Annotated in this window: 20 protein-coding genes, 6 tRNA genes, 3 rRNA genes and 2 pseudogenes; 9 read left to right on the plus strand and 22 right to left on the minus strand. The window is 56.0% G+C overall.

Annotated elements, in window-relative coordinates; translation table 11 throughout:
* Nucleotides 1–214: 214 nt before the first annotated feature.
* The 19 genes from rplL to tyrS all read right to left on the minus strand — a co-directional run bounded on the left by rplL (nt 215) and on the right by tyrS (nt 13405).
* Nucleotides 215–586 (minus strand): 50S ribosomal protein L7/L12, encoded by a 372-nt coding sequence (rplL, locus tag NJC40_RS03525; protein ID WP_253141546.1) that lies wholly within the window; start codon nt 584–586, stop codon nt 215–217.
* A gap of 75 nt (nt 587–661) precedes the next feature.
* Nucleotides 662–1162, minus strand: coding sequence for a 50S ribosomal protein L10 (rplJ, locus tag NJC40_RS03530; protein ID WP_045484170.1), 501 nt, complete (start codon nt 1160–1162; stop codon nt 662–664).
* Nucleotides 1163–1357: 195 nt separating this feature from the next.
* Nucleotides 1358–2053, minus strand: coding sequence for a 50S ribosomal protein L1 (gene rplA / locus NJC40_RS03535; RefSeq protein ID WP_045484173.1), 696 nt, complete (start codon nt 2051–2053; stop codon nt 1358–1360).
* Complete coding sequence (gene rplK / locus NJC40_RS03540; RefSeq protein ID WP_045484176.1) at nt 2053–2484, minus strand: 50S ribosomal protein L11; 432 nt, start codon at nt 2482–2484, stop codon at nt 2053–2055. Before rplK ends, rplA begins: the two co-directional genes overlap by 1 nt.
* Before the next feature lie 117 nt (nt 2485–2601).
* Nucleotides 2602–3135, minus strand: a complete 534-nt coding sequence (gene nusG, locus NJC40_RS03545; RefSeq protein ID WP_045484179.1) for a transcription termination/antitermination protein NusG — start codon at nt 3133–3135, stop codon at nt 2602–2604.
* Nucleotides 3136–3144: 9 nt separating this feature from the next.
* Nucleotides 3145–3513 (minus strand): preprotein translocase subunit SecE, encoded by a 369-nt coding sequence (gene secE, locus NJC40_RS03550; RefSeq protein WP_045484182.1) that lies wholly within the window; start codon nt 3511–3513, stop codon nt 3145–3147.
* Between the two features lie 43 nt (nt 3514–3556).
* A tRNA-Trp gene (locus NJC40_RS03555) sits at nt 3557–3632 on the minus strand.
* A 174-nt stretch (nt 3633–3806) separates the two neighbouring features.
* Nucleotides 3807–3882, minus strand: a tRNA-Thr gene (locus tag NJC40_RS03560).
* 27 nt (nt 3883–3909) lie between these two features.
* Nucleotides 3910–3983 (minus strand) — tRNA-Gly (locus NJC40_RS03565).
* A gap of 24 nt (nt 3984–4007) precedes the next feature.
* Nucleotides 4008–4092 (minus strand) — tRNA-Tyr (locus tag NJC40_RS03570).
* A gap of 143 nt (nt 4093–4235) precedes the next feature.
* Entirely contained in the window at nt 4236–4661 is a 426-nt protein-coding gene (locus NJC40_RS03575; protein WP_045484185.1) for a hypothetical protein, read from the minus strand.
* A gap of 7 nt (nt 4662–4668) precedes the next feature.
* Nucleotides 4669–5418 (minus strand): pantothenate kinase, encoded by a 750-nt coding sequence (locus NJC40_RS03580; protein ID WP_253141544.1) that lies wholly within the window; start codon nt 5416–5418, stop codon nt 4669–4671.
* Nucleotides 5408–6367, minus strand: a complete 960-nt coding sequence (gene birA, locus NJC40_RS03585; protein ID WP_253141542.1) for a bifunctional biotin--[acetyl-CoA-carboxylase] ligase/biotin operon repressor BirA — start codon at nt 6365–6367, stop codon at nt 5408–5410. The genes NJC40_RS03580 and birA overlap by 11 nt, the downstream gene beginning before the upstream one ends.
* 146 nt (nt 6368–6513) lie before the next feature.
* Nucleotides 6514–6629, minus strand: a 5S ribosomal RNA gene (gene rrf / locus NJC40_RS03590).
* A gap of 133 nt (nt 6630–6762) precedes the next feature.
* Nucleotides 6763–9654, minus strand: a 23S ribosomal RNA gene (locus tag NJC40_RS03595).
* A 222-nt stretch (nt 9655–9876) separates the two neighbouring features.
* Nucleotides 9877–9952, minus strand: a tRNA-Ala gene (locus tag NJC40_RS03600).
* A 7-nt stretch (nt 9953–9959) separates the two neighbouring features.
* Nucleotides 9960–10036 (minus strand) — tRNA-Ile (locus NJC40_RS03605).
* A gap of 125 nt (nt 10037–10161) precedes the next feature.
* Nucleotides 10162–11698: ribosomal RNA gene (locus NJC40_RS03610) — 16S ribosomal RNA — on the minus strand.
* The 16S, 23S and 5S rRNA genes sit together here with 2 tRNA genes alongside, the layout of an rRNA operon.
* A 507-nt stretch (nt 11699–12205) precedes the next feature.
* Nucleotides 12206–13405, minus strand: coding sequence for a tyrosine--tRNA ligase (gene tyrS / locus NJC40_RS03615; protein ID WP_045484193.1), 1200 nt, complete (start codon nt 13403–13405; stop codon nt 12206–12208).
* 201 nt (nt 13406–13606) lie between these two features.
* Here tyrS and NJC40_RS03620 point away from each other — a divergent pair.
* The 3 genes and pseudogenes from NJC40_RS03620 to NJC40_RS03630 all read left to right on the plus strand — a co-directional run.
* Nucleotides 13607–13862 (plus strand): annotated as a pseudogene (locus NJC40_RS03620) (peptidase M23); the annotation flags it as partial.
* Nucleotides 13863–13930: 68 nt separating this feature from the next.
* A pseudogene (locus NJC40_RS03625) lies at nt 13931–15046 on the plus strand (peptidoglycan DD-metalloendopeptidase family protein); the annotation flags it as partial.
* 3 nt (nt 15047–15049) lie between these two features.
* Nucleotides 15050–16144 carry an anhydro-N-acetylmuramic acid kinase gene (locus NJC40_RS03630; protein ID WP_253116943.1) on the plus strand — a complete coding sequence of 365 codons (1095 nt, stop codon included), beginning with the start codon at nt 15050–15052 and terminating at the stop codon, nt 16142–16144.
* Nucleotides 16145–16196: 52 nt separating this feature from the next.
* Here NJC40_RS03630 and erpA read toward each other — a convergent pair whose 3' ends face one another.
* Nucleotides 16197–16547 (minus strand): iron-sulfur cluster insertion protein ErpA, encoded by a 351-nt coding sequence (erpA, locus tag NJC40_RS03635; RefSeq protein ID WP_045484197.1) that lies wholly within the window; start codon nt 16545–16547, stop codon nt 16197–16199.
* A gap of 223 nt (nt 16548–16770) precedes the next feature.
* On the opposite strand from erpA, the gene hemJ reads away from it, so the two are divergent.
* The 5 genes from hemJ (at nt 16771) to coq7 (ending at nt 20152) form a co-directional block, all read left to right on the plus strand.
* Complete coding sequence (gene hemJ, locus NJC40_RS03640) at nt 16771–17196, plus strand: protoporphyrinogen oxidase HemJ (RefSeq protein ID WP_253143019.1); 426 nt, start codon at nt 16771–16773, stop codon at nt 17194–17196.
* 89 nt (nt 17197–17285) lie between these two features.
* Nucleotides 17286–18161, plus strand: a complete 876-nt coding sequence (locus NJC40_RS03645; protein WP_253143018.1) for a DUF805 domain-containing protein — start codon at nt 17286–17288, stop codon at nt 18159–18161.
* A gap of 41 nt (nt 18162–18202) precedes the next feature.
* Complete coding sequence (locus NJC40_RS03650) at nt 18203–18982, plus strand: SDR family NAD(P)-dependent oxidoreductase (RefSeq protein ID WP_045484204.1); 780 nt, start codon at nt 18203–18205, stop codon at nt 18980–18982.
* A gap of 56 nt (nt 18983–19038) precedes the next feature.
* Nucleotides 19039–19383 carry a histidine triad nucleotide-binding protein gene (locus NJC40_RS03655; RefSeq protein WP_290447337.1) on the plus strand — a complete coding sequence of 115 codons (345 nt, stop codon included), beginning with the start codon at nt 19039–19041 and terminating at the stop codon, nt 19381–19383.
* A gap of 121 nt (nt 19384–19504) precedes the next feature.
* Nucleotides 19505–20152: a 2-polyprenyl-3-methyl-6-methoxy-1,4-benzoquinone monooxygenase gene (coq7, locus tag NJC40_RS03660; protein ID WP_045484207.1), complete on the plus strand. Its 648-nt coding sequence runs from the start codon at nt 19505–19507 to the stop codon at nt 20150–20152.
* 48 nt (nt 20153–20200) lie between these two features.
* Here coq7 and NJC40_RS03665 read toward each other — a convergent pair whose 3' ends face one another.
* Nucleotides 20201–20623, minus strand: a complete 423-nt coding sequence (locus tag NJC40_RS03665) for an OsmC family protein (RefSeq protein ID WP_045484210.1) — start codon at nt 20621–20623, stop codon at nt 20201–20203.
* Between the two features lie 230 nt (nt 20624–20853).
* Here NJC40_RS03665 and crp point away from each other — a divergent pair, with 230 nt between their 5' ends.
* The gene (crp, locus tag NJC40_RS03670) at nt 20854–21498 is read left to right on the plus strand and encodes a cAMP-activated global transcriptional regulator CRP (RefSeq protein ID WP_045484213.1); all 645 of its coding nucleotides are present in this window, start codon (nt 20854–20856) and stop codon (nt 21496–21498) included.
* Between the two features lie 6 nt (nt 21499–21504).
* Here crp and NJC40_RS03675 read toward each other — a convergent pair whose 3' ends face one another.
* A complete protein-coding gene (locus tag NJC40_RS03675; protein WP_045493897.1) occupies nt 21505–22191 on the minus strand; it encodes a lipoate--protein ligase family protein in 687 nt (228 codons plus the stop codon).
* Nucleotides 22192–22199: the final 8 nt, after the last annotated feature.

A 22199-nucleotide genomic window follows, 5' to 3' on the forward strand; every position in this document is an offset into this window, starting at 1 on the left:
TTCCCCAGCTTGGTCACCTGCCTGTTTGGCTCCTTCGACGGAAGCAGCCAGAAAATCGTGCAAACCCTCTTGGTTTGCGCCACCGTCTCGGTGGTATTGCACGTTGTAGAACGTTGGCCTAGCCACACGTCTATAACGGAAAAAGGCCGGTGGCATAAGCCACCAGCCATCAGCCTTCTGCTTGACGCTTGGGCTGGACGCTCAAGGTCGATGCTTATTTCAGCTCGACTTTAGCGCCTGCTTCTTCCAGAGTAGCCTTGGCTTTCTCAGCCGACGCCTTGTCAACGCCTTCCAGAACGGTAGCTGGAGCGCCGTCAACGGCAGCTTTAGCTTCTTTCAGGCCCAGACCGGTCAGCTCACGAACAGCCTTGATCACGTTAACTTTCTTCTCGCCAGCTTCGGCCAGGATAACGTTGAACTCGGTTTGCTCTTCAACAACGGCAGCAGCGCCACCGGCAGCTGGGCCAGCCGAAGCGGCAGCAGCAGTAACACCGAACTTCTCTTCGAAGGCTTTGATCAGTTCTACGACTTGCAGAACGGACATCTCGGCAACGGCGTTAAGGATATCTTCTTGAGAGATGGACATGACTCAATTTCCTGAATTGGGGGACGGCCTGTGCGACCATCGAAATAAACAAAAACGCGTTAGAAGGGCTCAGCCTCAGGCTGCAGCAGCTTCTTTCTGGTCGCGAACAGCCGCCAGAGTACGAGCCAGCTTGCTGGTAGCGCCTTGGATCACGCTCATCAGCTGCGAAATGGCTTCGTCGCGGGTCGGCAAGCTTGCCAGTACGTCGATCTGATTAGCTGCGAGGAACTTGCCCTCGAACGCAGCTGCCTTGATCTCGAACTTGTCCTGACCTTTGGCAAACTCTTTGAACAGACGAGCAGCAGCGCCCGGGTGTTCGTTGGAGAAAGCGATCAAGGTCGGGCCGGTGAACACATCGTTGAGGACACTGTATTCAGTGTCAGCAACGGCGCGCTTGAGCAGGGTGTTACGTACGACACGTACATAAACGCCAGCTTCACGAGCCTCTTTACGGAGTCCGGTCATAGCGCCTACAGTCACACCACGGGCATCAGCCACGACAGCGGACAGGGCAACTTTGGCAGCCTCGTTGACTTCAGCGACGATGGCCTTCTTGTCTTCGAGTTTAATTGCCACGGGTTTAACTCCTGCTTGTTACCGTTTCATCCAGCCGGAGCCGGATGTCGTTTTGGTGTCTGATTCGGTAAGGAACCGGGAGCACCATCTGCGTAGGCTTGTGGTTTAAGACTTGCGTCGCCTACGGTCTTGGACAGCCCCCGCCAGGCAGGGACCCCAATTTTTGAGTGGCGCGGCATGCCGCGCCACTGCACATTACGCGTCCAGCGAGCTCTGATCGATAACCAGACCTGGGCCCATGGTGGTGCTCAGGGTTACGCGCTTGACGTAGATACCTTTCGAGGAAGCTGGCTTGATACGCTTCAGATCAGCGATCAGGGCTTCAACGTTTTCCTTCAGCTTGACGGCATCGAAGCCGATCTTGCCAACGGAAGTGTGGATGATGCCGTTTTTGTCGGTGCGGTAACGAACCTGACCAGCCTTGGCGTTTTTCACGGCGTTGGCTACGTCTGGAGTTACAGTACCGACTTTCGGGTTAGGCATCAGGCCGCGAGGACCCAGAACCTGACCCAACTGACCGACAACGCGCATGGCATCCGGAGAAGCGATGACTACGTCGTAGTTCAGGTCGCCGGCTTTCATTTCGGCAGCCAGATCGTCCATACCTACACGGTCAGCGCCGGCAGCCAGAGCGGCTTCAGCAGCTGGACCCTGGGTGAACACGGCAACACGAACAGTCTTACCGGTGCCGTGCGGCAGAACGGTAGCGCTACGAACGACCTGGTCGGATTTACGAGGATCGACGCCCAGGTTAACAGCAACGTCGAACGACTCGCTGAACTTGACGGTCGACAGCTCGGCCAGCAGGCTTGCTGCGTCCACGAAGTTGTAGACTTTGCCAGCTTCGAGCTTGCTGGCGATTGCCTTTTGACGCTTGGTCAACTTAGCCATTACACACCCTCCACGTTAAGGCCCATGCTGCGAGCAGAACCGGCGATGGTACGCACGGCTGCATCGAGGTCAGCGGCTGTCAGATCAGCGCTCTTGGTTTTAGCGATCTCTTCCAGCTGAGCACGGGTAACAGTGCCAACCTTAACAGTGTTAGGACGAGCAGAACCGCTGGCCAGGCCTGCTGCTTTTTTCAGCAGAACCGAAGCCGGGGTGCTCTTGGTTTCGAAAGTGAAGCTACGGTCGCTGTAGACGGTGATGATCACAGGAGTCGGCAGACCAGCTTCCAGGCCCTGAGTACGGGCGTTGAACGCTTTGCAGAATTCCATGATGTTCACACCGTGCTGACCCAGAGCAGGACCAACGGGTGGGCTTGGGTTAGCCTGACCGGCTTTCACTTGCAACTTGATGTACGCGTTAATCTTCTTGGCCATGAGGCACTCCAGTTACGGGTTCTAGCGCCAGTTAAGGCTCCCCGATGCATTGCACATATATCCCGGTGACGAAAAAACCCCACAGCCTTTGGCTGCGGGGTTGGGATTTCAGCTCGCTCAGACCTTCTCGACCTGGCTGAACTCCAGCTCTACCGGAGTAGAGCGACCGAAAATGAGCACAGCCACCTGAATGCGGCTCTTTTCGTAGTTAACTTCTTCAACCGAACCATTGAAGTCCGCGAATGGACCGTCAATAACACGGACAACCTCGCCCGGCTCGAACAAGGTCTTCGGCTTGGGCTTATCGCTGCCATCAGCAACGCGACGCAGAATTGCCTCTGCTTCTTTATCAGTAATCGGCGCAGGCTTGTCGGCAGTACCGCCGATGAAGCCCATCACACGCGGGGTATCCTTGACCAAGTGCCAGGTACCCTCGTTCATTTCCATCTGCACCAGCACATAGCCAGGGAAGAATTTACGCTCACTCTTGCGCTTCTGGCCGTTACGCATTTCCACTACTTCTTCAGTAGGGACCAGAATCTCGCCGAAGCCATCTTCCATACCTGCCAGCTTCACACGCTCGATCAGCGAGCGCATGACATGCTTCTCGTAACCCGAGTAAGCATGCACTACATACCAACGCTTAGCCACGAGACACCCTTAGCCAACTATCAAGGAAACAAGCCAACCGAGCAGGGAATCAAGCCCCCACAACAGCAGCGCCATAACCAGAACCACCGCCACGACGATCAGCGTAGTCTGGCCGGTCTCTTGACGAGTCGGCCATACGACCTTACGAATCTCTGCACGCGCTTCTTTGGCAAGCGTAAAGAAAGCTTTGCCCTTGCCGGTCTGCAGCGCAACGAACGCGGCAGCAGCTGCAATCACAAGGAGAACGAGAACGCGATACAGGATCGGCTGGGCCGAGTAATACTGATTACCGACAACACCCACGACCACCAGAACGACTACCAGGAGCCACTTCAGCAGGTCAAAGCGGGAGTCTGATGCTTCAGCCTTGAGATTCATCTACGGAGATCCTGTGAAAAGAAAGCCAGATATCGAAAGAATCTGGCAGGTCAGGAGGGAATCGAACCCCCAACCTACGGTTTTGGAGACCGTCGCTCTGCCAATTGAGCTACTGACCTAAAAACAAAATCAGGCCGACCATTATGCTGACCCGACTAGATTTTATCAACACCTCTTTTCATTCACCCAAAAGCAGAAGATACCAATGAGCCATGAAAAGAATTCAAGCGAAGGCCGAGACCGACACACCGGCTTAAAACAAAGGCAGATATTTGCATATCTGCCTTTGATAATGGAGCTCTTGAGCGGATTTGAACCGCTGACCTCACCCTTACCAAGGGTGTGCTCTACCAACTGAGCTACAAGAGCGAAACCTTACGCACAAACTGCAAAATCTGGAGCGGGTAGCGGGAATCGAACCCGCATCATCAGCTTGGAAGGCTGAGGTTCTACCACTAAACTATACCCGCAGAACTTGCAATTCTTGCTAAATATGGTGGAGGGGGAAGGATTCGAACCTTCGAAGTCGTAGACGTCAGATTTACAGTCTGATCCCTTTGGCCGCTCGGGAACCCCTCCTGAGCTGGGCGGCATTATCAACCTCTGCCACCCTCTTGTCAACCACTTTCTTCAATTAAATCTTGGAGTTACGTGAGTTGATCAATCTTGCTCCTTAACTTGGCCTTCAGCCTCGCTGTGGAGCGGGCGCCATTCTATGCAAACTAATTAAGGTCTGCAACCCCTTCACATAAAATAATCCGATTTTTTAACTGCGGAAAATCCTGAGTGAGTTGAGCCACCAACTCTTCACCGACCAGCCGACGACTCTCAGGCATGACGGCAAGCCAATAACGATTGGCGCCCGCCACTTGCTGCACATGATACTGCGTACGAATATCGAGACTCTTCAGACGCTGCTCTACCGCTTTCACATCGTCAGCCTTGGCAAACCCACCCAGGTATTGGCATTCAGGCCTGCTCTCACGCCCCTCCCCTACACCCGACTCACTGAGCAGCCGGATATCCTGCTGAGCAGAACGGTTAAGCGATAGCGGAATCACTTCCTTGGCACGCAGGGGAGCTTCCTGCTGATGCCAGAGGTAGTAGAAGACGTTCAGCATCAAGAGCAAAAGAAAAAGCCAACGCATGAAAACCTCAGCGAAGTGGACAGGCCAGGGCAAGGCCGATGAAAACCAGATCAGGAACAACTCGAGCGCCAGGAATCACATCCTCGACCAACCCCGCGTCGCCGCCAGTGATAAACACATCGAAATGCTCACCCCAGTATGACCTCGCCATCTCCAACTGAGCCTGAACAAAACCGCGCAGCATTAGAGAGCAACCGCGCTCGACAGCCTCTGCGGTAGAGTGCCCCGGCCCCAAACCGACAAGCGCTCTTTCAGCGGCCGCATCATCATAACGAATACGCCTGGTGTGAGTGCGCAGCTGGTTGCGCATCAGCGGGATACCAGGGCAAATGAAGCCCCCCAGATGCAAACCTGTCAAATCGACGAAATCAGAAGTGACAGCAGTGCCAAGATCGATGACCAGACACGCTCTGCGGGCTAAATGGTAGCCCGCCACCAAGGCCAACCAGCGATCAAGCCCCAGGCGCTCATACTCATCATAACCATTCGATACCCCCGCCAGAGTCCGGGCAGGCTCGACACACACCGGCCTCATACCGTAACAACTGCGCAGCATCTCCATCAGCTTGTGGGTCTCGTCCGGGGTGCGCACACTCACCAGGCGGCAGTGAGCAAGTTCCAGCCCCGGCAAGAGCCCCAACTGTTCCACCAGCGCACTGTCGGAATCCACGACACCACCAGCCCTGATCGAGTCATCGCCCTTCTCTGTGACGCGCCACTTGATAAAGCTATTGCCACAATCGAGTTCAAGAATCATCGCGCAACCTCAGGCTGAGCTCACCGCCACTAAAGCTTTTTTCTATACCACCGACATCCAGTCGCAACGCGCCAAGCTCATCGATACCAAGAACGACGCCCTCCGTTCTGTCCGCCCCCGACAAGAGCGTCACTTCACGACCTTGCCACAGGTGATTACGCTCCCACTCAGCCTGAAACACTGAAAAGCCTTCCTGCTGGTGCCGCTGCAAGAGCTCCTGCAGCCGGCCGGCCAGGCGAGCAGCCAGATGATTACGATCGCACAACGCTCCAGCCTCCAGGCGCACAGAAGTCCAGGACTGATCCACCTCCGAGCAAGCCTGCATATTCACGTTGATACCAATACCTATCACCACGTGACACACATCAGCCGGATCCCCCATCAGCTCCAGCAGGATCCCCGCCAGCTTGCGGCGCCCCGACAGCACATCATTTGGCCACTTGAGACCGGCCTCTTTAACGCCAAATTCCCGTAGAACCTCGACGACAGCCAGGCCCACCATCAAGCTCAGCCCCTCAATCTGGCGCATACCGCCTTCAATCCGGAGCAACAGGCTGAAATACAGGTTTTCGGCAAAGGGGCTAACCCATTTGCGACCTCGTCGCCCCCGACCTGCAGTCTGCCGCTCCGCCACCACTACGGCTGGCATGGTAGCGCCCAGAGCAATCAGTCGAGCAGCCTCGGCATTTGTAGAGTCAAGGCTCTCATGGACAATTACAGACCAGCCTTGGGGCAGCCCCGAATTCTTGATCGCCTGCTCATCATGCAGCGAAAGCGCACTGGCGAGCCTGTAGCCGCGGCCACGAACTTTGTGCAGCTCAACCCCAAGCTCCGCCTGCAACTGCTGTAACTGCTTCCAGACAGCGCTACGACTGATCCCCAACTCATCACCCAGGACCTGACCGGAGTGAAACGCGCCATCGGCAAGAAGTCTTAGCAACGTGAGCATGAAATTAACGCCTTTTAAAGAGGCACGCATAATAGCCATGCAGACCACGGGTGCATAGGTACATGAGATAAGCATCAACGGCTGAACTTTTCCGCACGCAAAGCAAAACCCCCGATCGCAGAGCGATCAGGGGTTCTGTGTTTGAATCTTGACGATGACCTACTCTCACATGGGGAAGCCCCACACTACCATCGGCGATGTATCGTTTCACTACTGAGTTCGGGATGGGATCAGGTGGTTCCAACACTCTATGGTCGTCAAGAAATTCGGTAGCCAGTGCGTTTTCACACGCTGGCAAATTCGGTTATGTGAACATTTTTCGGCGTTTGCTGATCAGCTTTCGGCTGTATCGTCTTCACACACCGCCACTGCTGTGCAGATGGCTTGGGTGTTATATGGTCAAGCCTCACGGGCAATTAGTATGGGTTAGCTCAACGCCTCACAGCGCTTACACACCCCACCTATCAACGTCGTAGTCTTCGACGGCCCTTTAGGGGATTCAAGATCCCAGTGAGATCTCATCTTGAGGCAAGTTTCCCGCTTAGATGCTTTCAGCGGTTATCTTTTCCGAACATAGCTACCCGGCAATGCCACTGGCGTGACAACCGGAACACCAGAGGTTCGTCCACTCCGGTCCTCTCGTACTAGGAGCAGCCCCTCTCAAATCTCAAACGTCCACGGCAGATAGGGACCGAACTGTCTCACGACGTTCTAAACCCAGCTCGCGTACCACTTTAAATGGCGAACAGCCATACCCTTGGGACCGGCTTCAGCCCCAGGATGTGATGAGCCGACATCGAGGTGCCAAACACCGCCGTCGATATGAACTCTTGGGCGGTATCAGCCTGTTATCCCCGGAGTACCTTTTATCCGTTGAGCGATGGCCCTTCCATACAGAACCACCGGATCACTAAGACCTACTTTCGTACCTGCTCGACGTGTGGGTCTCGCAGTCAAGCGCGCTTTTGCCTTTATACTCTACGACCGATTTCCGACCGGTCTGAGCGCACCTTCGTACTCCTCCGTTACTCTTTGGGAGGAGACCGCCCCAGTCAAACTACCCACCATACACTGTCCTCGATCCGGATAACGGACCTGAGTTAGAACCTCAAAGTTGCCAGGGTGGTATTTCAAGGATGGCTCCACGCAGACTGGCGTCCACGCTTCATAGCCTCCCACCTATCCTACACAAGCAAATTCAAAGTCCAGTGCAAAGCTATAGTAAAGGTTCACGGGGTCTTTCCGTCTAGCCGCGGATACACTGCATCTTCACAGCGATTTCAATTTCACTGAGTCTCGGGTGGAGACAGCGCCGCCATCGTTACGCCATTCGTGCAGGTCGGAACTTACCCGACAAGGAATTTCGCTACCTTAGGACCGTTATAGTTACGGCCGCCGTTTACCGGGGCTTCGATCAAGAGCTTCGCTTGCGCTAACCCCATCAATTAACCTTCCGGCACCGGGCAGGCGTCACACCCTATACGTCCACTTTCGTGTTTGCAGAGTGCTGTGTTTTTAATAAACAGTCGCAGCGGCCTGGTATCTTCGACCGGCATGGGCTTACGGAGCAAGTCCTTCACCCTCACCGGCGCACCTTCTCCCGAAGTTACGGTGCCATTTTGCCTAGTTCCTTCACCCGAGTTCTCTCAAGCGCCTTGGTATTCTCTACCTAACCACCTGTGTCGGTTTGGGGTACGGTTCCCGATTATCTGAAGCTTAGGAGCTTTTCCTGGAAGCATGGCATCAACCACTTCATGTTCTAAAGAACACTCGTCATCAGCTCTCGGCCTTGGGATCCCGGATTTGCCTAAGATCCCAGCCTACCACCTTAAACCTGGACAACCAACGCCAGGCTGGCCTAGCCTTCTCCGTCCCTCCATCGCAATAACCGGAAGTACAGGAATATTAACCTGTTTTCCATCGACTACGCTTTTCAGCCTCGCCTTAGGGACCGACTAACCCTGCGTCGATTAACGTTGCGCAGGAAACCTTGGTCTTTCGGCGTGGGAGTTTTTCACTCCCATTGTCGTTACTCATGTCAGCATTCGCACTTCTGATACCTCCAGCAAGCTTCTCAACTCACCTTCACAGGCTTACAGAACGCTCCTCTACCGCATCACCAAAAGGTGATACCCGTAGCTTCGGTGCATGGTTTGAGCCCCGTTACATCTTCCGCGCAGGCCGACTCGACTAGTGAGCTATTACGCTTTCTTTAAAGGGTGGCTGCTTCTAAGCCAACCTCCTAGCTGTCTAAGCCTTCCCACATCGTTTCCCACTTAACCATGACTTTGGGACCTTAGCTGACGGTCTGGGTTGTTTCCCTTTTCACGACGGACGTTAGCACCCGCCGTGTGTCTCCCATGCTCGGCACTTGTAGGTATTCGGAGTTTGCATCGGTTTGGTAAGTCGGGATGACCCCCTAGCCGAAACAGTGCTCTACCCCCTACAGTGATACATGAGGCGCTACCTAAATAGCTTTCGAGGAGAACCAGCTATCTCCGAGCTTGATTAGCCTTTCACTCCGATCCACAGGTCATCCGCTAACTTTTCAACGGTAGTCGGTTCGGTCCTCCAGTCAGTGTTACCTAACCTTCAACCTGCCCATGGATAGATCGCCCGGTTTCGGGTCTATACCCAGCGACTAAACGCCCTATTAAGACTCGCTTTCGCTACGCCTCCCCTATACGGTTAAGCTTGCCACTGAATATAAGTCGCTGACCCATTATACAAAAGGTACGCAGTCACCTAACAAGTAGGCTCCCACTGCTTGTACGCATACGGTTTCAGGTTCTATTTCACTCCGCTCTCCGCGGTTCTTTTCGCCTTTCCCTCACGGTACTGGTTCACTATCGGTCAGTCAGTAGTATTTAGCCTTGGAGGATGGTCCCCCCATATTCAGACAAGGTTTCTCGTGCCCCGTCCTACTCGATTTCATGACAAGGAGATTTTCGCGTACAGGGCTATCACCCACTATGGCCGCACTTTCCAGAGCGTTCCGCTAATCTCCAAGCCACTTAAGGGCTGGTCCCCGTTCGCTCGCCACTACTAAGGGAATCTCGGTTGATTTCTATTCCTCAGGGTACTTAGATGTTTCAGTTCCCCTGGTTCGCCTCTTGCACCTATGTATTCAGTGCAAGATACTCAGCTTGTGCTGAGTGGGTTCCCCCATTCAGAGATCTCCGGATCAAAGTCTGTTTGCCGACTCCCCGAAGCTTATCGCAGGCTACCACGTCTTTCATCGCCTCTGACTGCCAAGGCATCCACCGTATGCGCTTCTTCACTTGACCATATAACCCCAAGCTATCTGGTTATACTGTGAAGACGACATTCGCCGAAAGCTTGATTCAACAAACTTTCTTTGCCTTAGCCTGCACCCCACCAGTGAAAGTGGTGCACAGTCTAAAATGTTTCACATATCCGAATTTTTAAAGAACGATCTGGTAAAAACCAGAAATCAACATTCGCACCGCGAATATTCATTTCTATTTTCTAACCAAGGAAGCAGTTAATGGTGGAGCCAAGCGGGATCGAACCGCTGACCTCCTGCGTGCAAGGCAGGCGCTCTCCCAGCTGAGCTATGGCCCCAGGGAACTGGTAGGTCTGGGCAGATTTGAACTGCCGACCTCACCCTTATCAGGGGTGCGCTCTAACCAACTGAGCTACAGACCTAGATCTTGATGCCTACAACAATCAAGCCTGAAGCTTGCAGCTTAAAGCTTGGAGCTACTTCTATCGTCTTCTTCAATGAATCAAGCAATTCGTGTGGGAACTTACGACGCAGCTGGGTCGTCGATTAAGGAGGTGATCCAGCCGCAGGTTCCCCTACGGCTACCTTGTTACGACTTCACCCCAGTCATGAATCACACCGTGGTAACCGTCCTCCCGAAGGTTAGACTAGCTACTTCTGGTGCAACCCACTCCCATGGTGTGACGGGCGGTGTGTACAAGGCCCGGGAACGTATTCACCGCGACATTCTGATTCGCGATTACTAGCGATTCCGACTTCACGCAGTCGAGTTGCAGACTGCGATCCGGACTACGATCGGTTTTGTGAGATTAGCTCCACCTCGCGGTTTGGCAACCCTCTGTACCGACCATTGTAGCACGTGTGTAGCCCAGGCCGTAAGGGCCATGATGACTTGACGTCATCCCCACCTTCCTCCGGTTTGTCACCGGCAGTCTCCTTAGAGTGCCCACCATAACGTGCTGGTAACTAAGGACAAGGGTTGCGCTCGTTACGGGACTTAACCCAACATCTCACGACACGAGCTGACGACAGCCATGCAGCACCTGTCTCAATGTTCCCGAAGGCACCAATCCATCTCTGGAAAGTTCATTGGATGTCAAGGCCTGGTAAGGTTCTTCGCGTTGCTTCGAATTAAACCACATGCTCCACCGCTTGTGCGGGCCCCCGTCAATTCATTTGAGTTTTAACCTTGCGGCCGTACTCCCCAGGCGGTCAACTTAATGCGTTAGCTGCGCCACTAAAATCTCAAGGATTCCAACGGCTAGTTGACATCGTTTACGGCGTGGACTACCAGGGTATCTAATCCTGTTTGCTCCCCACGCTTTCGCACCTCAGTGTCAGTATGAGCCCAGGTGGTCGCCTTCGCCACTGGTGTTCCTTCCTATATCTACGCATTTCACCGCTACACAGGAAATTCCACCACCCTCTGCCCTACTCTAGCTTGCCAGTTTTGGATGCAGTTCCCAGGTTGAGCCCGGGGATTTCACATCCAACTTAACAAACCACCTACGCGCGCTTTACGCCCAGTAATTCCGATTAACGCTTGCACCCTCTGTATTACCGCGGCTGCTGGCACAGAGTTAGCCGGTGCTTATTCTGTCGGTAACGTCAAAATCGTCACGTATTAGGTAACGACCCTTCCTCCCAACTTAAAGTGCTTTACAATCCGAAGACCTTCTTCACACACGCGGCATGGCTGGATCAGGCTTTCGCCCATTGTCCAATATTCCCCACTGCTGCCTCCCGTAGGAGTCTGGACCGTGTCTCAGTTCCAGTGTGACTGATCATCCTCTCAGACCAGTTACGGATCGTCGCCTTGGTGAGCCTTTACCCCACCAACTAGCTAATCCGACCTAGGCTCATCTGATAGCGTGAGGTCCGAAGAGCCCCCACTTTCTCCCGTAGGACGTATGCGGTATTAGCGTCCGTTTCCGGACGTTATCCCCCACTATCAGGCAGATTCCTAGGCATTACTCACCCGTCCGCCGCTCTCAAGAGAAGCAAGCTTCTCTCTACCGCTCGACTTGCATGTGTTAGGCCTGCCGCCAGCGTTCAATCTGAGCCATGATCAAACTCTTCAGTTCAATACTGCTTGGGTTTTGAGAAAACCCTAAACTTGGCTCAGCAATCTCAAATGACTATGTGATTTCTCGCATGGCCACTTACGTTGCTGATAATCTGTTGACTCTCAGTCTGACAGCGCAAGCACCCACACGAATTGCTTGATTCAATTGTTAAAGAGCGGTTGGTTGAGCCTTTCGCTTCAACCGAGGCGCGCATTCTACGCTAACCTCTTGCTCTGTCAAGCATTTATTTTCAGAAGTTTCAAACTCATTCAAAACTTCGAAACGCTAGAACCGAACAGCGTGCCGAGCATCTTTCGACTAACTCGTCAGCGGGAGGCGAATCTTACAGCATCCTAAGTTGCTGTCAACTGCCTTTTTCACCGCCGGAGCCAGGAGGCTCGCACCGCCTCCAACCCTTTCTGAACTTCTAACTCGTTGATTACCAAGGAGTTTCTCGTTCATTCCGCGTTGGAAGTGGTGCGCATTATAAGGACATCTGAAACCCCGTCAACACTTATTTCAAAATCATTCGCGATTCAGGGAAATACGCGCAAAAGCCTTCTTGCCCGCTTGGCAAACATGAGTAGCACCAAGCTTGAATATAAAGCCGCGATCAACCACCTCACCATCGACCTTCACGCTGCCGGCCGCCAGCAGATCACGTGCACCGGCAGCATTCTTCACCAGCCCTGCTTTATTAAGGACGGCAGAAATCGGCAGATCCTCATTGGAAGTAACGATGACCTCTGGCAAATCTTCAGGCAGCTCGCCATCTTTCATGCGGTTGCCTGCAGAACGATGCGCAGTGGCGGCAGCTTCCTCGCCATGGAACCGCGCAACAATCTCTTCAGCCAGCTTGATCTTGATGTCACGCGGGTTGGCGCCCGCCTCGACTTCAGCCTTGAACGCATTGATCTCTTCCATCGAACGGAAGCTCAGCAGCTCGAAGTAGCGCCACATCAGCGCATCCGGAATAGACACAAGCTTGTTATAGATGACGCCCGGCGCCTCCTGGATCCCTACATAGTTACCCAAGGATTTGGACATCTTCTTCACGCCATCCAGACCTTCGAGCAACGGCATGGTCAGAATGCACTGAGCCTCCTGACCATAGGAACGCTGCAGCTCACGCCCCATCAACAGGTTGAATTTCTGATCGGTACCGCCCAGCTCGACGTCAGCGCGCAGGGCAACCGAGTCATAGCCTTGAACCAGCGGATACAGAAACTCATGAATGGCGATCGGCTGGTTGCCGGTATAGCGCTTGTCGAAGTCATCGCGCTCAAGCATCCGCGCAACGGTGTAGTTCGACGCAAGACGAATGAAATCAGCCGGGCTGAGCTTATCCATCCAGGTGGAGTTGAAGGCCACTTCAGTCTTGGCCGGATCGAGGATCTTGAATACCTGCGCCTTATAGGTCTCGGCGTAATCCAGCACCTGCTCACGAGTCAGCGGTGGACGGGTCGCACTCTTGCCACTCGGATCACCGATCATGCCGGTGAAGTCACCGATCAGGAAGATCACCTGATGCCCCAGGTCCTGGAACTGACGCAGCTTATTAATAAGCACCGTATGCCCCAGATGCAGATCCGGGGCAGTAGGGTCGAAACCGGCCTTGATCCGCAGTGGCTGGCCACGCTTGAGCTTTTCTACCAGCTCCGCCTCGACCAGAAGCTCATCCGCGCCGCGCTTGATCAGCGCCAACTGCTCTTCAACCGATTTCATATCACCCCCAATTCAGAAGGGAACCAACCTTACAAGATCAGCGCCCAATTACAAGTTTTTGCCCGGCACACGGGCGCTCCACCCGACCGTCTCTCGGTCAGGGTTGCTTCGCGCCGGATTTGGTTATATTTTATACAGTTATTTCATCTTCATCATGTCATTCATCTTTTCCATTTCACCTTTTTCAAAGTCAAATAGCCCATGAACGACACTCCGCCTAAAGCGCCGCCGCTTTACCCGAAGAGCCACCTACTGGCTGCAAGCGGTATCGCAGCCCTCCTCAGCCTGGCGCTGCTGGTTTTTCCATCCAGCGAAGTCGAAGCAAAACGCACCAATCTCAGTCTTGATCTGGAAATGCCTGCCGAACAGCATGCACAGCATGAAGACGCTACAAACAGCGCCGAAGCCACACCTCAGGGCGCAGATTCACCATTCGCCCAGATCGAATCGGCTGACAGCGAAAACGAAACAGCAACCGTCATTCCGGAAGGCCAGTCCGAGCAAGGCCAGCTGGCAACCGCTCCGGCCCTGAAAGATCCCAATCACCGTGAAGTGGTCGTAGCCAAGGGCGATACCCTGTCGACCCTGTTCGAGAAGGTCGGGTTGCCGGCCACTGCGGTCCACGAACTGCTGGCCAGCGACAAACAGGCCAAGCAATTCAGCAAACTGCAAAACGGTCAGATCCTGCAATTCGAACTGTCTGCGGACGGTCAGCTCAACAAGCTGCACAGCAAGCTCAGCGAACTGGAATCCATCAGCCTGTCCAAAAGCGCCAACGGCTATACGTTCGATCGTGAAGTCAGCAAGCCGGATGTGCGTAACGCCTATGCCCACGGCGTGATCAACAGCTCGCTTTCGCAATCGGCGCAACGTGCCGGCCTGTCCCACGCCATGACCATGGAAATGGCCGAAGTCTTCGGCTACGACATCGACTTCGCCCAGGATCTGCGCAAAGGCGACGAGTTCGATGTGGTCTACGAGCAGAAGGTCATCAACGGCAAGAGCATCGGTAACGGCAACATTCTCGCCGCCCGGTTCACCAACCGGGGCAAGACCTACACCGCAGTGCGCTACGTCAACAAACAAGGTAACGCGAACTACTACACCGCCGAAGGCAACAGCATGCGCAAGGCCTTCATCCGCACGCCGGTTGATTTCGCGCGCATCAGCTCGGTGTTCTCGGCTGGCCGCAAGCACCCGATCCTGAACAAGATCCGTGCCCACAAGGGTGTTGACTACGCCGCACCTCGGGGCACTCCGATCAAAGCTACCGGCGACGGCAAAGTGTTGCTTGCAGGGCGTCGTGGTGGCTACGGCAATACCGTGATCATTCAGCATGGTGACACCTACCGCACCCTGTACGGTCACATGCAGGGCTTTGCCAAAGGCGTCCAGACCGGCGGCAGCGTCAAGCAAGGCCAGGTCATCGGCTATATTGGAACCACCGGCCTGTCGACCGGCCCGCACCTGCACTACGAGTTTCAGGTCAACGGCGTACACGTCGATCCGCTGGGTCAGAAACTGCCAATGGCAGAACCTATCGCCAAGGCCGAAAAGCAGCGTTTCCTGCAGATGAGTCAGCCGCTAATGGCGCGTATGGATCAGGATAAAGCCAGCAAACTGGCGCTGAACAAAAGGTAAACCATGGCCCACTTCTATATCGGCGTCATGTCGGGCACCAGCCTCGACGGAATCGATATCGCTCTGCTTGAGCAGGATCAGCGTCCCAAGCTATTGGCGACGCATTACATCCCCATGCCGGAGGATCTTCGCGCCGAACTGCTCGGCCTTTGCTCCCCCGGCGATGACGAGCTGGCACGAGCAGCGATCGTCGAACAGAAGTGGGTAAGGCTGGTAGCCCAAGGCGTACAGGCTCTGTTGAACGAGCAGAAACTGGTGGCCGGGCAGATTCGTGCCATCGGCAGCCATGGCCAGACCATTCGCCATGAGCCGGCGCGCGGCTTCAGCATCCAGATAGGCAACGCGGCCTTGCTGGCCGAACTCACCGAAATCACCGTGGTGACCGACTTCCGCCGTCGCGATGTCGCTGCCGGAGGCCAAGGCGCGCCCTTGGTGCCGGCGTTCCACGAAGCGCTGTTCGACGATAACAAGGATCGTCGTGCAGTACTTAACGTAGGCGGCTTTACCAACCTGACCCTGATCGAGTCCGATCGTCCGGTGTCCGGTTTTGACTGCGGGCCGGGTAATGTCTTGCTTGATGCCTGGATTCAGGCTCAGCGCAATCTGCCTTACGACCGCAATGGCGAGTGGTCTGCGAGTGGCGAAGTCCATCAGCCACTGTTACAGGCACTGCTCAGCGATCCGTTCTTCCTTACTCAAGGCCCGAAAAGCACGGGCCGTGAAGTCTTCAACCTGGGCTGGCTGAAGCGGCATTTGCAGGCTTTTGCAGAACTGCCCGCACACGATGTCCAGGCTACCCTGCTGGAGCTCACAGCACGCAGCATCACCCAGTCGCTACAGGGCGCCCAGTCGGGAACCATCGAGCTGTTGGTGTGTGGTGGTGGTGCGCACAATCAGGCGCTGATGGACCGACTCGCCAGCCTGCTGCCCAATACACGGGTCAGCAGTACCGCTCAATTCGGGGTCGATCCAGACTGGGTCGAAGCCATGGCGTTTGCCTGGCTGGCGCATTGCTGTCTGGAAAGCGTGCCGGCCAATCGGCCGACGGTGACCGGTGCCCGCGGGCTGCGTGTCCTGGGCGCGATTTACCCGGCCTGACCAAACGCCCACAAAAAAGCCGCGCATCAGCACGGCTTTTTGTTATGGGCGATCAGATCGAGAAAGACGAACCACAGCCGCAGGTTGTCGTGGCGTTAGGGTTCTTGATCACGAAACGCGAACCTTCCAGGCCTTCCTGATAGTCCACTTCAGCGCCAGCCAGATACTGGAAGCTCATGGGGTCGACCACCAGGCTTACGCCCTCACGCTCGACGATAGTGTCATCGTCGGCAACGTCTTCATCGAAGGTAAAGCCGTACTGGAAGCCCGAGCAGCCGCCGCCGGTCACGAAAACCCGCAGTTTCAGGCGATCATTGCCTTCCTCATCAACCAGGGTTTTCACCTTGTGCGCGGCACCAGGGGTGAATTCCAGGGCCACTGGAGTGAAGCTTTCCACGCTCATGTCAGATCTCTCCCGGCTAAAGCCGTCGTAATGCGTAATGAGCACATTATCCGCTTGTCCTAGAAAACAGGTCAACTATAGCAACAGCAGTGACCCGCCCAGAGCATGCCCGATCGTCGCGCTGACGCGGGCCAGCGATTCACCCCATGCGACAACTGACAACGTGACGTAAGGCCACACGCCCCCTACTATTCGGCCACCGTGAACCTGGAGAACCACTAACATGCTCTATTTATGGATCAAAGCGCTGCACATTGTCGCCATTGTCTGCTGGTTTGCCGGCCTGTTTTACCTGCCGCGCCTGTTCGTTTACCACGCCATGAGCGAAGACAGCACCAGTCGCGAGCGTTTCATTGTCATGGAGCGCAAGCTGTACCGAGGTATCATGGGGCCAGCAATGATCGTCGCGCTGCTGCTCGGCGCCTGGCTGGTCTGGCTCAACCCCGGCTGGCTTAGCCAAGGCTGGCTGCATGCCAAACTGACCCTGGTGTTCCTGCTGGTCGGCTATCACCATGTGTGTGGTGCCCAGATCAAACGCTTTGCCCGCGGTGAAAACGGCCGCAGCCATGTTTTTTACCGCTGGTTCAATGAAATTCCTGTATTGCTGCTGTTGGCTATCGTCATTCTGGTGGTCGTCAAACCTTTCTAGACCAGCGTCGATATAGCTCATAGACCAAGCGCCACCTGTGCCATCGTTTGGTCACCGCAATCTTTTGATATTCGATAAGGAAGCCTTGCATGGCCGCCCCCCACTACCGAATCGTGTTCGACGGACAATTGCGCGAGGGCGTACAGCTCGAAACCGCGAAACTCAATCTCGCTCAGTTGTTCAAGACTGAGGTGGCGGCCGTCGCCTCCCTGTTCAGTGGCCAGCCCGTTGCGTTGAAGCAAGGACTGGCGCTGGCGGATGCCGAGCGTTATCTGCTGGCACTGCAAGAGGCCGGCGTCCAGGCACGTATAGAGCCCGAGCCCGATATCAGCCTGAGCCTGGACAAGGTTGAGCCGGTTCCGCAAACCCGCCCAGCGATCGACGCCGATACGCTCTCGCCCTATGCGCCACCCAAAGCCCAGGTCGATACCCCGTCGGCCTATGCTGAACTCAAAGTCTTCAGCCTGAGCGGGCGCATCGGCCGCCTGCGTTATCTGGCCTGGTCGCTGCTGGTGCTGGTGATCACCAGCCCGCTGTCTTTGTTGGCCGGGTTGATGATGAGCGCCTCTGATGGCGCCGGCAGTGTCGCGATGCTGCTGGTCGGTGTCGGCATCGCAGCGGCATTGATTCCCATGGGTGTCCAGCGGCTGCATGACATCGGCTGGTCGGGCTGGTGCATGTTGCTTAATCTGGTGCCTGTCGTCGGCAGTTTCTTCCCGCTGGTGATGTGCCTGATGCCAGGCAGCAAGGGCGTCAACGCCTATGGCCCGCCGCCGCCCGCCAACAGCACCACGGTCAAAGTGATCACCGGTCTGTGGCTGGCAACCCTTGCTTTGCTGTTTGTGGTTGTCCTGTTCACCGGGGCCGGGATGTTCAAGTCGCTCAAAGAGCATATGGAAGTGACCTCCAGTCATTCTGCGCAGTCGATATCAGTCAGCCCGCAGAGCTCAAGACAAAGCCTGTAAGCCGCAGACAAGCCGACGCACGATGTTCGATGGAGACCTGCATGACCCGTTACGCCCTGATCACTGGCGCCACCAGCGGCATAGGCCTGGCCATGGCCGAGGCTCTGGCACGCCGGGGTCACAACCTGATTCTGGTGGCCCGTCGGCGTGACCTGCTGGAAAGCATCGCCCTGGAGCTCACCCAGCGTTTCGGTATCGAAGTCCTGTTCCGGGCTTGCGATCTGGGCGAACCATTGCGTCTATCCGGATTCCTGCTGGAACTCGAAGACAGCCCTCATCAGATCGATCTGCTGGTCAACAGCGCCGGGATCGGCACATGTGGGCCGTTTCTGGGTCAGGAGTGGGCCGCCGAACAGGACCTGATCGACCTGAATATCCTTGCCCTGACCCGTCTGTGCCACACCGTGGGTAATCTGATGGCCTTGCATGGCGGCGGGCAGATTCTCAACATCGCCGCCATGGCAGGTTTTCAGCCAGGCCCGTGGATGAGCACCTATGCTGCCAGCAAAGCGTATGTACTGCATTTTTCCGAAGCCTTGCGCGAAGAGGGCCACAAAAACGGAGTCAAGGTCTCGGTACTCTGTCCCAGCCCGACCCGTACGGCCTTCTGGCGCACCGCCCAGGTTCGCGCCGACGACCGCAAGATGATGACCCCGGAAGAGTTGGCGCTGTATACCGTGCGCGCGCTGGAGCGCAATTGCGCAATCATCGTGCCCGGCTGGCGTAACAAGCTGCGCACATTCGGGCCACGGCTGGCCTCACGCTGGCTGACCCGCCGGATCAGCGGTTTGCTCAACAGAAAGCGCTGCCTGAATTACTGACGAAGCAATAACGCCTCAGTACACTGCGGCAAGGCCCACCCACCCTCAAGGAGTTCATGGCTGTGGAGACAATCTTTACCAAGATCATCAATCGGGAAATCCCGGCGAAGATCATCTACGAAGATGATCAGGTCCTGGCCTTCCACGACATCGCCCCGCAAGCGCCAGTGCATTTTCTGGTCATCCCGAAAAAACCGATCCGCACCCTCAATGATCTGGCTGAAGAAGATAAAGCCCTGGCCGGGCACATTCTGTTCACCGCACAGCGGCTGGCCAAAGAGCTGGGCTGCGAAGACGGCTTTCGCGTCGTGATGAACTGCAATGAACTCGGCGGCCAGACCGTCTATCACATTCATATGCACGTACTGGGTCAACGTCAGATGAACTGGCCTCCGGGCTGAGTGCGCGACCAGCGGCTGCATCCTGTCGCCAATCAGTCACATCGCGGCAGGATGATCCGCCTCAAGCCTCAGGGGCAGGATTGCAGTAGACTGGGGCCAATCGATATCTTCGGAGGTGCCCATGGCAACCGAACGCCACTACTCTGTGCTCGACAAACTGCTGCTGCAGGCAGACAGCGCCATGCGCACCCTGCTTCCTTCAAGCGGTCACTCTTCGCGCCCATCGCCGGCCATCGTGAGGCCGGAGCACAAGATGGACGAGACCGAAACCCGGCACATCGCCGGCCTGATGCGTATCAACCACACTGGCGAAGTCTGCGCCCAGGCGCTGTACCAGGGTCAGGCCCTGACCGCCAAGCTGCCCGAAGTACGCAAGGCCATGGAGCATGCCGCCGAAGAAGAGATTGACCATCTGGTTTGGTGCGAGCAACGCATTCACCAGTTGGGCAGCCATACCAGCGTGCTTAACCCGTTGTTCTACGGCCTGTCATTCAGCATTGGCGCCGCTGCCGGGCTAATCAGCGACCGGATGAGCCTCGGCTTCGTCGCCGCGACCGAAGATCAGGTCTGCAAGCACCTGGACGAGCATCTCGAACAGATTCCCAACGAAGACGAAAAGTCCCGGGCCATCCTCGAACAGATGCGCATCGATGAAGCCCATCATGCTGAAACGGCACTCGATGCAGGCGGTTTTCGCTTCCCGACGCCGGTCAAGTTCGGCATGAGTCTGGTGGCCAAGGTCATGACCAAGACCACTTACCGGATCTGACATGACAAACAGAAAAAAGGCGCTTCGAAAGCGCCTTTTTCATGGAAGTCAGCCCAACTCGACGATCTCGTAGTCGTGGGTAATTTTCACCCCGGCATTGCCCAGCATGATCGAGGCCGAGCAGTACTTCTCTGCCGACAGTTCGATGGCACGCTTGACCTGGGCTTCTTTCAAACCTCGGCCCTTGACCACAAAGTGCAGATGAATGCGGGTGAAGACCTTCGGATCTTCCGAAGCGCGCTCGGCTTCCAGAAACGCCTCGCAGCTTTCGACCGGCTGGCGGGACTTCTTGAGAATACTCACCACGTCGAAATTGCTGCAACCACCCAGCCCGATCAGCACCATCTCCATCGGCCGTACCCCAAGGTTACGGCCTCCGGCCTCCGGCGGGCCGTCCATCACCACCACATGACCACTGCCCGACTCGCCGAGGAACATGGCTTCGCCAGCCCATTGAATGCGTGCTTTCATCGCCAGACTCCACTGCTGGAAAAAAGGGTCGCCAGATTAGGGGCTGTTGCGCGTTGAGTGCAAGCCGGGTGTTTACTCCCGCCCGCCTATATAAGTCATGACTTTAAAGGTAGATGTGTAGGAAACTTCGGAAATAATGCCAAAGTGCTCTCATCGTGCTGGGGAGAATGACGATTTGGCCGATAATCAATAACAAGCAATCTGGCGCAAGACTTTTTCGGGAAATACGCATGGCCGTCATCGCCCTCAATCCAAAACTCAAGAGCATCGACAAGCTCCTGACGCACGCCCAACGCCGCCGCTGCCCGGCCAGAAGCCACATTATCTGCGCAGGCGACCCTTCGGAGTCGCTGTTCTTCATCGTTAAAGGGTCGGTGACGATTCTGATCGAAGACAGCGAAGGCCGGGAAATGATCGTCGCCTACCTCAACAGCGGCGACTTCTTCGGTGAGCTGGGTCTGTTCGAGCCTCTTGGCCATGCGTCGCCGCGTAGCGCGTGGGTGCGGGCCAAGACCGAGTGCGAGATCGCCGAGATCAGCTACGCCAGATTCCGCGAGCTGAGCCAGCAAGAGCCGGAGATTCTCTACACCATGGGCGCCCAGATGGCCGAACGCCTGCGCAATACCACGCGCAAGGTCGGAGACCTGGCGTTTCTGGATGTCACCGGACGGGTGGCACGCACCCTGTTGGACCTGTGCAAGCAACCCGATGCCATGACTCACCCGGACGGCATGCAAATCAAGATCACCCGCCAGGAAATCGGCCGTATCGTGGGTTGTTCGCGAGAAATGGTCGGGCGCGTACTCAAGTCACTGGAAGAACAACGCCTGGTTCACGTCAAGGGCAAGACCATGGTGGTGTTCGGCACCCGCTGAGGCAGGTTACAACCCGGCGAGCAATTGCCGATAGGCTGCGGCCAGGTGCTCAAGCAACCGGTCATCGCTAAAGACTTCACGCAGCGCAATATGACTGCTGGCTTGCACTCGCGGCGCCAGTCCGCAGCTTTGGTAGAACAGATTGACCGCTGCCACCATCTCGTCACGCTGGTTGTCCAGCAGCAGTGCGCCGTGCACCAACACCACCGGACGTGCTCCACCCTGGGCCTGGCGCCAGCGCTGGGCAGTGCCCACCAGCTTGCGGCCATTGAGATTGACGTTGTAACGCCCGTCACAAAATGCGCCTTCAACCTCGCCCAACGATGACTGGCCGCCGAACGCCGCAAGCACCTTCAGCATTGGCTGGCATAACCGCAGGTAAGCCGTCTCGATACGGTCGCGATCCACATCCGTCGCAGGCTGGGCATAGACCAGCGCAATGTTCACCGTGGCCGGTGATTGCGGCACCGGCTCACCACCGGTCTCACGCAGCAAGACCGGCCAGCCGCTTTCGGCCAGAACCTTACAAGCCTCGTCGAACCCGGCCAGCCGGCTCATGCGCCGGGGCATGACCAAGGCCTGCCGGTCAGGACGCCAGAACAGCAGGCCATGCTCGGCCTCACCGGCGCACACCGCGCCAAGCAGGTCCAGCTCAGCCTGCAGACCTTGCTCTACACCTGCCTCGACGATCATGCCGGCCA

The organism is Pseudomonas sp. 21LCFQ02 (assembly GCF_024129895.2).
In the GTDB taxonomy this organism is placed as follows: Bacteria; Pseudomonadota; Gammaproteobacteria; order Pseudomonadales; family Pseudomonadaceae; genus Aquipseudomonas.